This window comes from Pseudomonas sp. I8001 (assembly GCF_013385345.1).
Classification (GTDB): domain Bacteria; phylum Pseudomonadota; class Gammaproteobacteria; order Pseudomonadales; family Pseudomonadaceae; genus Aquipseudomonas.
The window spans coordinates 107,788-119,252 of sequence record NZ_JACAQC010000037.1; the positions used below are offsets into that span (position 1 = coordinate 107,788).

General features: G+C 61.5%; 10 protein-coding genes. 2 read left to right on the forward strand and 8 right to left on the reverse strand.

The window, feature by feature from the left end; translation table 11 throughout:
* From HX839_RS23890 to HX839_RS23910, 5 genes are all read right to left on the reverse strand, one after another.
* Positions 1–1,407, reverse strand: coding sequence for an ABC transporter substrate-binding protein (locus HX839_RS23890; RefSeq protein ID WP_087692993.1), 1,407 nt, complete (start codon positions 1,405–1,407; stop codon positions 1–3).
* 122 nt (positions 1,408–1,529) lie between these two features.
* Positions 1,530–1,775, reverse strand: coding sequence for a ferredoxin family protein (locus HX839_RS23895; protein WP_003217650.1), 246 nt, complete (start codon positions 1,773–1,775; stop codon positions 1,530–1,532).
* Between the two features lie 40 nt (positions 1,776–1,815).
* Positions 1,816–3,546, reverse strand: a complete 1,731-nt coding sequence (locus tag HX839_RS23900) for a fumarate reductase/succinate dehydrogenase flavoprotein subunit (protein WP_003217648.1) — start codon at positions 3,544–3,546, stop codon at positions 1,816–1,818.
* Entirely contained in the window at positions 3,543–4,304 is a 762-nt protein-coding gene (locus HX839_RS23905) for a GntR family transcriptional regulator (protein WP_008433419.1), read from the reverse strand. Before HX839_RS23905 ends, HX839_RS23900 begins: the two co-directional genes overlap by 4 nt.
* Positions 4,305–4,473: 169 nt before the next feature.
* On the reverse strand, positions 4,474–7,395 hold the full coding sequence (locus HX839_RS23910; RefSeq protein ID WP_177067767.1) for a TonB-dependent receptor: 2,922 nt from the start codon (positions 7,393–7,395) through the stop codon (positions 4,474–4,476).
* 229 nt (positions 7,396–7,624) lie between these two features.
* Here HX839_RS23910 and HX839_RS23915 point away from each other — a divergent pair, with 229 nt between their 5' ends.
* Entirely contained in the window at positions 7,625–7,897 is a 273-nt protein-coding gene (locus HX839_RS23915) for a DUF2790 domain-containing protein (RefSeq protein ID WP_008433423.1), read from the forward strand.
* Between the two features lie 99 nt (positions 7,898–7,996).
* On the forward strand, positions 7,997–8,854 hold the full coding sequence (locus tag HX839_RS23920; RefSeq protein WP_003217640.1) for an SDR family oxidoreductase: 858 nt from the start codon (positions 7,997–7,999) through the stop codon (positions 8,852–8,854).
* A gap of 119 nt (positions 8,855–8,973) precedes the next feature.
* Here HX839_RS23920 and HX839_RS23925 read toward each other — a convergent pair whose 3' ends face one another.
* The 3 genes from HX839_RS23925 to HX839_RS23935 all read right to left on the reverse strand — a co-directional run bounded on the left by HX839_RS23925 (position 8,974) and on the right by HX839_RS23935 (position 11,120).
* Positions 8,974–9,198, reverse strand: a complete 225-nt coding sequence (locus tag HX839_RS23925) for a DUF2188 domain-containing protein (protein ID WP_177067768.1) — start codon at positions 9,196–9,198, stop codon at positions 8,974–8,976.
* 115 nt (positions 9,199–9,313) lie between these two features.
* A complete protein-coding gene (xerC, locus tag HX839_RS23930) occupies positions 9,314–10,228 on the reverse strand; it encodes a tyrosine recombinase XerC (protein WP_003217637.1) in 915 nt (304 codons plus the stop codon).
* Positions 10,229–10,331: 103 nt separating this feature from the next.
* Positions 10,332–11,120 (reverse strand): M949_RS01915 family surface polysaccharide biosynthesis protein, encoded by a 789-nt coding sequence (locus HX839_RS23935; RefSeq protein WP_023658829.1) that lies wholly within the window; start codon positions 11,118–11,120, stop codon positions 10,332–10,334.
* Positions 11,121–11,465 lie beyond the last annotated feature (345 nt).

Below are 11,465 nucleotides of genomic sequence, written 5' to 3' on the forward strand. Positions count from 1 at the left end.
TCAGCGACCGGCAACGGCCTGCGCGCCGGCGTCGGTGAAATTGAACACCTTGCCGCCCTGGGCCTGGGCAAATTGCTGCGCCTGGCCCTTGAGCAGGAATGCACTGAGTTGGCCGTGCTGGTTGGTGGCAAACCAGGCCTGGCTCGCCAGTAGCTTGATGCCGCTGTCTTCGGCCTGGGCATACACGGCGCGCACCGCCTTGCCTTGTTTGTTCAGGCTGTCCAGCGCGGTGAACGCCGCCTCGGCCGACGCGTAATCGCGCACCTTGGGCTCACCCTTGACCCAGATTTGCGCGACGTGCTTCCAGTCAGTGATCGGCGCGCCGCTCAGGGCGTCGTTGGCCTTCAACGGCGCCTGGGCGTAGTTGCCCAATTGCGCCGCATAGTCCAGGCCCGAGGCCTTGAACGCGGCACGGATGTACTGGTCATCGATAAAGGTATTGAGGTCCAGGCCACGGTCGGCCTTTTTCAGCAGCTTGAGGGTGTCGATCGCGGTGCCCACGGCCTGGCGGTATTCGGGTTTCCAGCTCAAGTCACGGGTCTGCACGCCCAGCGGGCCATGGAACAGGTAGTTGACCTCGGCTTCGACGCCGGTGACTTTTTCGATCAGCTCGCTGTACTTCTCCGGCTCTGCGGCCAGCAACTGATTGGCCTCGATACTCGCGCGCAGGTAGGCGACGACCACTTCCGGGTACTGTTTGGCATAACTTTCGTCCACCAGCGCGCCGTGGAACGTCGGGGTGTTGGATTGCGAGCCGTCGTAGATCTTGCGGGCGAAACCACGGTTGGGGAACAGTTCGCCGAACGGCACAAAGTCGGCATGGGCGTCGATCTTGTTGGCCTGCAACGCCGAGCCTGCCACTTCGGGCGCCTGGGCAATGATGTTGACGTCCTTGAGCGGGTCCCAGCCCTGGGCCGCAACAGCGCGCAGCAACATGCCATGGGCCGTGGAGGCGAACGGCACGGAAATCGTCTTGCCTTTGAGGTCCGCCAGGGACTGGGCGCTGGAAGCGACCGGCACCACAATGCCGTTGCCGCTGCCCTTGATGTTGCCCGACAACACGCTGATGAACAGGCTGTGCTTGCCCGCCGCCTCGAACGCTACGCCGTTGAAGGCACCGGGGAAGTCGGCCATTGCGCCAAAGTCCAGTTTGCCGGCGACCATTTCATTGGTCAGCGGCGCGCCACTGGTGAAGTTTTTCCACTGCACGTCGTAGGTCGCGTCCTTGTACTTGCCGTCGTGCGGCAGGTATTTGTCCAGCAGCCCCAGCTCGCGGATCAGCAAGCCGCCCGCGGCACAGTTGATGGTGGTGTCCTGGGTGCCGATGGCCACCCGGATCGTTTGTGCCTGGGCCGACAGGCTCAAGCAAGCCAGCACCAGGCCGGCCAGGGTTGCGCGCAATAACATTGGGTAGTTCCCCTCGAATCATGGTTGAAGGAATCGTCTCCGCCACGGTCTGGCGCGGTGGGAAACGAGGGGGTGTGGCTAGGGCTGCGTCCGGGGTTGGCGGATGGCGTTTGCGGCAGGTCTCAGCGCAACAGGTACGGAATCTCGACCTTGACTGCGCCGGTGGGGCAATCTTTTTCACAGGGCATGCAATACCAGCATTCATCGAACGCCATGTACGCCTTCTGCGTTGCCGGGTTGATCGCCAACAGGTCCATCGGGCACACGTCGACGCAGACCGTGCAGCCTTTTTCGGCGATGCACTTGTCCTCGTCCACCGTTACCGGGGCGTTTGAGCGAAAGAATATTTCCTGGGGCTGATAGGCCATTTCACGGTGTCCTGTGGTGAGCGAGCTTGGGGGGGCACATTCAGGCGGCGTCAGCCCCTACGCGCAGGCGGTCGTAAGCCTGCATCTCTTCGGCATCCAGCGGGATCACATAGGGCTCGACGGGTTTCTTGAAGCTGACCATCTGCCCGTCCTCGCCCTTTTTCAGGTGGCAATGGCAGAACCAGTCGGCGTCGTTGCGTTGCGGGTGATCGACCCGGTAGTGGTACAGGCCCCAGCGGCTTTCGGCGCGGTACAGCGAGGCGCGGGCAGCCATTTCGGCGCAGTCGCGGATCACGCTGGTTTCCATGGCGCGCATCAATTCATGGGGGTTGTGCGCCTTCATCTGGTCCAGGTCGCGCTCGATATCGGCGAAGCGTTGCAAGCCGATTTCCATCTTGCGGGTGACCTTGGGCGGCTGCAGGTAATCGTTGACGAAGCGCCGCAGCTTGTACTCGACCTGGGCCGGCGGCAGACCGGTTTCGCGGTCCAGTGGCGCATAGACCCGAGCCTGCTCGGCGGCCACTTGCCGGGCATCCACCGCGCTGAATTCGCGCCCGGCCACAAAGCTTGCCGCGTTGGTGCCGGCAAACCAGCCATAGGTGAACGCGCCGAGCATGTAGTTATGTGGCACCGCCGCCATGTCGCCCGCTGAATACAGGCCCTTGACCGAGGTTTCCGCGCGCTCGTTGACCCACACGCCCGACGCCGAATGCCCGCTGCAAAAGCCGATCTCGGAGATATGCATCTCGACCATCTGGCTACGGTAGTCGGTGCCCCGGTTGGCGTGGAACTGGCCACGGCTGGGGCGCTCGTTGCTGTGCAGGATCTGCTCGATGTTCTGGATGGTTTCCTCCGCCAGGTGATCGAGCTTGAGGAACACCGGGCCGTTGCCGCTTTCCAGTTCCTGGTGGAACTCCCACATCATCTGCCCGCTCCAGTAGTCGCACTCGATGAAGCGTTCACCCTTGTTGTTGGCGGTGTAGCCGCCCAAGGGGCCGGTGACATAGGCGCATGCCGGGCCGTTGTAATCCTTGATCAGCGGGTTGATCTGGAAGCACTCCAGGTTCGCCAGTTCGGCTCCGGCGTGGTAGGCCATGGCGTAGCCGTCGCCGGCATTGGTCGGGTTTTCATAGGTGCCCATCAGGTAACCCGAGGACGGCAAGCCCAGGCGGCCGGCCGCGCCGCAGCAGAGGATCACCGCCTTGGCCTTGATCACCTGGAAGTCCGCAGTGCGGCAGTCAAAACCCATCACGCCATTCACCGCGCCTTCGCTGTCGGTCAGCAAGCGGGTGCACACCAGGCGGTTGGTGATGCTGACCCGGGCGCGCTTGAGCTGGCGATACAGCACCTTCTTGATGTCGTGCCCTTCAGGCATCGGCAACACGTAGGCGCCCATGTGATGGACTTTTTTCACCGCGTAATCGCCGGTTTCGTCCTTCTCGAACTTCACGCCCCAGCGGTCCAACTGCTCGATGGTTTCAAAACTGTGGGTCGCATAGGCGTACACCGCCGCCTGATTGACGATGCCGTCGTTGGCAATCGTGATTTCCTTGGTGTACTGCTCCGGCGTGGAGTGGCCGGGAATGATCGCGTTGTTGAGGCCGTCCATGCCCATGCTGATGGCGCCGCTGCGCTTGACGTTGGCCTTGTCGATCAGCAATACGCGCAGATCGCGGTTGGCCTCCTTGGCCTTGATCGCCGCCATGGGGCCGGCAGTGCCGCCGCCGATCACCACGATGTCGTATTCCAGTTCCAGGGTTTGGCGGCTCACGGGCGGCTACCTCGCTGACGGTCGATGCGCAGGCGATACTGAAACGCGTCGCCACGGTAATACAGGTGTTCGAAGTCCACGGGCTGGCCGTCTGCGGTGTGGGTCAGGCGTTCGATGCGCATGATCGGCGAGCCGGCCTCGACGTTCAGCGCCTGGGTCAGCTCGCTGTCGGCGAGTACCGCGTCAATCGCCACGTCGGCGTGACCCAGTTGCAAGCCACAGTCGTTCTCCAGGATCAGGAAGATGTCGCGGGTTACCAGGTCGGCGTTTTCCAGGCGTTCGCCCAGGGCCTGGCTGAGGTAGGTGATTTCCAGCGACACCGGCTCGCGGTTGATCAGCCGTACCCGCTTGATCTGCGCGACAGTGCTGCCCTCCTCCACGCCCAGGCGCTCGGCCACCAGCTTGTCGGCGGGCACGAAGCGGTAGCTGCGCAGGCGGTTGATCACTTCATAGCCGCGCTCGGTCATGGACTCGCCCAACCCCTGCAGGGTGCTGACGTTCTGATAAGCCTTGGGTTTGGAAACAAAGGTGCCTTTGCCGTGGATCTTGTAGATCAGGCCTTCCTTTTGCAGATCACCCAGGGCCTGGCGCACGGTGATGCGGCTGACTTTGAAGCGCGTGCCCAGTTCGCTCTCGGAAGGCATCTGGGTGTTCGGCGCGTACTCACCATCAAGGATGCGGCTGCGCAGCAGGTCCCGCAGTTGGGCATGCAGCGGAACGCTGGACAGAGGGGATAAGGCGACGGTTGATTCGTTCATCAGGACCACTTGTCATAACGAGTTATGACGTGATCATAAGGAGTCTTATGAAAAGCCTGGAAATACCGTTTTGGAATAAGGTTATGGACAGGCGAAACCCGCTGCACCTGCGAGGCAGGCGCAGCGGATCCGTCGGTTTTATAGCGCAGTGTCTGACGCTGATGAACAATCAGAAGTTATAGCTGACCCGGGTATAGAGGATGCGGCCAAACGGGTCGGCGTATTTCGGGTCGTACCCGCTCTGGAACGCATAGGTCTGGTTGCTGAACGGCGGCGCGCGGTCAAACAGGTTTTTCGCGCCCAGCGTGACGGCCAGGGACTTGCTCCAGTTGTAGGTACCCGCCAGGTCCCAGACGTTGTAAGAGCCTACAGAGTCGTGAGTGTCGGGGTCCGAGTCGTGATAGCCACTGGTGTAGCGGTTGGTCAGGCTGACGCCCAGCGGTCCCCGCGCCCAGGTACCGGTCAGGCTGTGGCGCCAACGCGCAACGGCGCCCGCGGTGGAGAACTCGCCGCCACGGAAATCACCGAGTTTGTCGATGTAGTCGCCCTTGAGCTCCTGCTGGTATTTGTATTCGTTGACGTAGGTGCCTTGCAGGCCGATGCCGAAGTCACCGATGGCGGTGCTCGGGAAGCGGTAGTCGAAACTCACATCCACGCCGTTGGTCTTGGTTTTACCCAGGTTGGCAAGGCCGGTAACGATGTGATCGATGGAGCCATCCGCCTTGCGAATCAGGCGGTCGCCGTAGGCATCCGGGTCATCGAATACCGACGACTCAGGAAACTCGGCAATTTGGTTGGCGATGGTGATCCACCAGAAATCCAGGCCGGCACTGAGGCGCTCGATCGGTTGGAACACGAAACCAAAGGTCACGTTACGTGCGGTTTCCGGGCTCAAGCTGCCGTTGCCCCCGCTTTGCCGGCGGAACTGCTGGGCGCAGTCGCGGTTGCCGATCCCGCCATTGGCCGGGGTGCCGCCCGGGCACAGGCGCGGGTCGTTGTAGTTGGCCACGGTGTAGCTGGTGTAGGTCGGGTTGTACAACTCGTACAGCGACGGCGCACGGAAGCCTTCACTGTAGGCACCGCGCACCACCAGTTCCTTGAACGGCTGGAAGCGGAACGAGTATTTCGGGTTGGTGGTGCTGCCAAAGTCGCTGTATTTGTCATGACGCACGGCGGCAGACAGTTCCAGGCTTTCGAGCACCGGCACGTTGACCTCGGCGTACTCGGCCGACACGCTGCGATTGCCGCGCACCGCGCCATTGGGGTCTACGCCCAGGCTCTGCACGGTCTCGGCAAACTGGGCGAAATCCTGGTGGAAATCCTCCTTGCGATATTCACCGCCCAGCGCCAGGCCCGTCGGCCCCGCACCGAACCAGTCACCGATTTCACGGCTTACGCGCCCGTCGATACTCTTCACTCGGCCCACGGCAGTGGCGTAATCGCCATCGACGCGGCTGGAGGCGAGCAACGCCATGCCCGCTTCACTCTGCGGCCCGAACGGGTTGATCACACCGTTGGCAATCCCCTGGCTGATGGTCTGGTCGTTTACATAGCCATCAAGAATGGTTTGCACCACTTTGTTCTGGTTGTAGGACGCGCCGACGTTGTAGTCCCAGTTCGCCACATTACCTTCGAAACTCAGCAGCAGGCGCTGGCTGGTGTTGTCATCTTCGTGCTTGCGCGCGCCGGCATCGGTTTCACGCCAGTTCACGTCTACCGGCTGTGTCGGGTCCAGGGCGAAACCCGTGGGGCCCGGGGTGATGCCGTTGCCCGGATAGAAAGGCGTACCCGGATTGACCTGGGCGCCCATCAGGGTGCCTGGGCCAATCTGTGTACGGTTTTCGTTGCGCGCCCAGAAGTATTCGAGGCTGACGGTATGGTCATCGGCCAGCTTGCCGGTGGCTTTGGCAAAGGCCGAGGTTTTTTCGGTTTCCGGCACCAGGTCCAGGTAACTCCACAGGCTTTGGCGGCAGATGCCATTGCGTGACAGCAGCCCGGGGGAATTGCAACCGGAGCCGGCCAGCGGGTTGGTCGCGTTGCTGCCCTGGCTCCAGTTGGCCGGCGCGGCGGTGCCGGAGGTGAAATCCAGGCCGCGACCGGGCTGATAGTTGTAGGTGAAGTCACGGTCCTTGGCCGCCAGGCGCGTCTGCTTGTCGTAGCTGACCACGCCGAACACGTTGAAGCGGTCCTCTTCAAGATCGCCGAAACCGTAGCTGCCACTGAAGTTATGGCTGTCGCCGCCGCCGGAGCGTGTGGGCGAATCGTAGTTGGTGGAAAGTTGCCCACCGGTGAGGCTGGTCTTGGTAATGAAGTTGATCACCCCGCCAATCGCGTCGGTGCCATACAGCGCCGAGGCGCCATCGCGCAGGACTTCCACGCGGTCGATGGCGGCGAACGGGATGGTGTTCAAGTCCACCCCGGAACCGTTGGTGGTGTTGACGGCGTTGTTGCTCAGGCGCCGGCCATTGAGCAGCACCAGGGTTTTGTTCGCGCCAATCCCGCGCAAGTCGGCATACGCCGCACCGCCGCTGCTGGAACCCACCGAACGCCCGGAGCCAACGGCAGACTGGTTGGCCGAAATGCGGTTGATCAACTCCTCGGTGGTGCTCACACCCTGCTCGCGCAATTGCTCGACCCGCAGGATGGTTACCGGCACTGCCGTTTCCGCGTCCACCCGGCGAATCGCCGAGCCGGTCACCGTGACTTTTTCCAGGCGGTAATCAGTACTTTTGCCCTCGGCCGGTGCGACGCTGGTGGACGTCACGGGTGCTGGATGCACCGTCAGCCCCTGTTCGCTGTCGCTCACTTGCAGGCCACTGCCCTGCAACGCCTTGTCCACCGCTTGCAGGCTGCCCAAATCGCCGCGGATGGCGGCACTGCGCTTGCCCTGCACCCACTGTTGATTGAACGAAATCATCACCCCGGTCTGCCGGGAGATATCCAGCAGCACCGTATCAAGCGGGCCGCCAGCGATATCGAAGGTGAACACCTGGCCGGCCACTTCCTGGGCCATCACCGATGTCGTGCACACTCCCATCGCCAGCGCCGCCGTCAGCGTCAGCCTTGGTAGTTGTTGTTTGAATAAAAACATCGAGGAACTCCCTGTTGTATGTGTCTACAGGGATGAGCAACGGCAGACGGATATTTATAGGGCTGCGTTTAGGCGAAGATGCTATGAGTTTATAACCGGTTATAAGAGGCTTGCTGCATCGATTTGGCTGATGTCTTCTATTGGCCCGCAAGCGTTCATCCCCGCGCCACGCGCTTTGTAGAATGAACCCCACAGTCAAGCCACCACCTTCGTGGTGTCGGAGGTTCTCATGCGTTATCTGCTTATCGCCGTGCTGGGCCTGTTCAGCACACTTGCCTTCGCCCAGGGCGAAACCCCGGCACCCACTGTGAGTGCCAACGCCCCCGCCAGCGAGGCGTACGACTATTCCCAGGACCTGGACATCGCCAAGGTGGTGCGCGTCAGTACCGAATCCTCCACCGAATGCGGGCCGGTCAAGGGTCACATGGTCTACATCGACAGCCACGGCGTGCGTCATGAACTGGACTACATGCGCCTGGGCGATGCCTGCCAGCACGGTTGAGCGCAAACCATTCGTCGGGCTCGGCCGGCATCGATTACAACTATCCGGCAACTGAAAATCACTAATCCATAGAACCCGTTGTGATCTATGGAGATTGAGATGACTGACTACCCACGCCCACCTTTCGCCAGCCAGGCCCAATCCGTTCCCGGTTCGCAGAAGAAGATGGACCCCTATCCCGACTGCGGCGAGAAGAGCTACACCGGCTCCGGCCGCCTGGCCAACAAGATCGCCCTGATCACCGGCGCCGACAGCGGTATCGGCCGCGCCGTGGCGATTGCCTTTGCCCGCGAAGGTGCCGATGTGGCCATCGCCTACCTGGACGAACACGAGGACGCGAAGGAAACCGCACGCTGGGTGGAAGAAGCCGGCCGCCAATGCCTGTTGCTGCCCGGCGACCTCGCGCAAAAAGCCAACTGCCAGGCGATTGTCGACCAGACCGTCGAGCAGTTCGGGCGGATCGACGTGCTGGTCAATAACGCCGCATTCCAGATGACTCACGAGACCCTCGAAGAAATACCCGACGAGGAATGGGTCAAGACCTTCGATATCAACATCACCGCGATGTTTCGCATCTGCAAGGCGGCGCTGCCGCATATGAAGGCCGGCGGGTCGATCATCAATACCAGCTCGGTGAATTCCGATATGCCCAAGCCAACGTTGCTGGCATACGCCGCCACCAAGGGCGCGATTGCGAACTTTACCGGTGGCCTGGCGCAACTGCTGGGCAGCAAGGGCATCCGCGTGAACAGCGTGGCGCCGGGGCCGATCTGGACGCCGTTGATTGTCTCGACGATGCCGGACGAAGACGTGAACAGCTTCGGCAGCGAGACACCGCTGGGCCGCCCCGGCCAGCCGGTGGAAGTAGCACCGATCTATGTGTTGCTGGCGTCGGATGAGGCGAGTTACATCTCGGGCTCGCGGTATGCGGTGACGGGCGGCAAGCCGATTCTCTAGGGTCGGATGCAAATCCAGTGTGGGAGCGGGCTTGCTCGCGAAGGCGGAGTGTCAGGCAATGCATCTGTGACTGATCCAACGCCTTCGCGAGCAAGCCCGCTCCCACATTGGGTGCTCGGTCAGCCCTTAGATCGTGTCGGGTCAGCCTTGCGCGGGTAGGTTCTTTCTTCCTGAATCCGCCCATCCATGCTGTGAATCCTCAGCGACGCCGTCTTGTCGCTGAGAAACTCTTTCGCCAACTCAACGATCGCCTCCTTGGTCTCTGCCGTTTTCGACGGCCGTGCCGAGCCCTGCTTGGTCAACGCCCAACCGGTGCCGGTCTTGTTGATGTTGTAGGTATCCATGGTCTGCTCCTTCGACTGAATAAACACGGCACGCGGCAAAACCCGCGCCCTACTATTGCGAGCGCGGCTGCCGGGCAGAGTTCAAGGCAGTTGGCGGGCCAGGTTACGGGCGGCCCTACAGGTCAAACCGATCCACGGCCCTGCGCCGCTCATTGTCGTCGCGCACATCGTAGTTGGCGGTGGTCTGGATATTGGTGTGGTGCGCCAGCTTCTGGGCGATCGACAGGTCGTACTCTTCAATGACCCGCGTGATGAACGAACGGCGGAAATCATGGGGCATGATTTTCACGCCGACCTGTTCCCCTCGCTGGCGGGCGATGTAGTAAATCGCGTGTTTGGTGATGCGCTCGCGGGTGATATGGCTGCCCCGGCGAATCCGGTTGAACAGGAAACCATCGTCCTGCTCACCCGGTTTCAATTGGCTGCGGCGAAACGCCAGCCACGCCTCCAGCTTGGCAAAGGCCCAGGCCGGTGCGTACTTGATCAATTGCTTGTTGCCCTTGCCGGTAACCTGCAGGCTGCGCTCGTCAAAGTTGACCTGGCCCAGCTCGATGTTCACCGATTCCGACTTGCGCATGCCCGAGCCATACAGGATCCCGATCACCGCCGCATCCCGCAGGCCCTGCGGGCGCGGATCGGCGGCGCAGACTTCCATCAACTCACGAATCAGCGTACGCCGCAGGTTGCGCCCCTGGCTCAGGCGGGTGCCGGCCATGGCCTTGACCGAGCGCATCTTCAGCAGGTGGTCCTGGCTGATCAGGCTCATGCGCCAGGCTTCGTTCATCACCCCGCGCACGGCGTTGACGTACAGCGATGAGGTGTTCGGCGCATACCCGTCTTCCCGCAGCACCGCCACCAGGGCCATGACGTGTTCGGGCTGCAGCAGGTGCCAGTCGATGTCTTCGAGGTTGATGTCTTCAAAGCCCAGGCGGTCGGCAGCGTCCTGCAGCACGTAGCGCATGGTCAGCTGGCTGGAGGGCGCCAGGCGGGTGAGGTAGAGGGTCAGCGGGTTGCGGGTAGACTCAGTCAAGGTAGATCAGCCTTTGGATTAAATATGTCGACTAACCATCTGTTTAATCGACATATTTAGTGAATTGGCGAGCGCCGAGTTTAGCGCAGGTCAATCCCCGGGGCTATTCCTGATCGTCTTCCGCCGGGGCTGGCGTCTGCTGCTGGCTCCAGTCGGTGTCCTGCTTCTGCATCAAGGCAAACCAGTGCTGGCGCATGAACTCCAGGTACGGTTTGGGCGCCTTGGCAAAATCTTCTTCGTCGCCGTAACAGCCAGGAAGCGGCAGCTCGGTACCCTGCTCCTTGTACTGGCTGACCAGCGCCTGTTGGGCGGCGATGCTGCAATCCTTGGGCAACGGCATGCCTTGCAGGGCGCCGGCGTCTTCATCCCACCAGCTGGCGCCATAGCGGTCGATGCCACGCAGGCGGTACTTCTGCGACTTGCCGATGTGCATGATCAGCTTGAAATCATTGGGGCTGACGTCACTGGTGCAGGTGCGGCTATACCCCACGGTGACCTGGCTGATGCCATCGCCCAGCAGGTCGGTGACCCGGGTGGCGTCGCTGTTGAAGTGCGCGCCGGCATCGAACTCGCAATGCTGCACGTCGTCGTAGAGCATCCACAGGCGCTTGGGCCGGTCACCGTCGAGCAGGTACTGGGCGGCGTAGACAAAGGCCGACTGCGCACCGTCGTCGTCGCGTTCGCTGACTTGCTCTGCGAGTACCAACAGGTTCTTGCCCTGTTTGTCGCTCCAGACGAAGGCGCCGACCTGTTTACCCCGCACTTCTACGCCATCGGGCACCTGGTCGATGGACGTCAGTGCCACGCCGTCATCGGCCCGCACACTCGTGGCCCAGGCCACCGTCATCAACAACACCATCAACATTGGCCGTAAACGCTGCACGCTATTCATCCGACTGCCCTGGCAAGAGATGGCTTACTTTACCGGCACTTGCGCGGCATTGCAGAGAAGATTCTTCAGGAACCAGCCCGCGCGCGGAAAAAGCCTACCGGCCCTTCTCCCCTCATCGGCACGGCGTTGTCCGTACTTCTGCTGTTTACCTGAACCCTAGCTGTCTACCTGCCAAAAAAACGACTTTTTCATCTGCGTTTCATATTCGTTGAACATTTTTGCGCTTAATCTTGGCGGAACGACTTGAGAACGAACCGTACTTTGCAGGTTAACTCGTTGATTCCGCTTTACCTTTGAGCATTTTGGTCTTTACTCACGAAAGCCATGGAAGACCCACTGTGACCT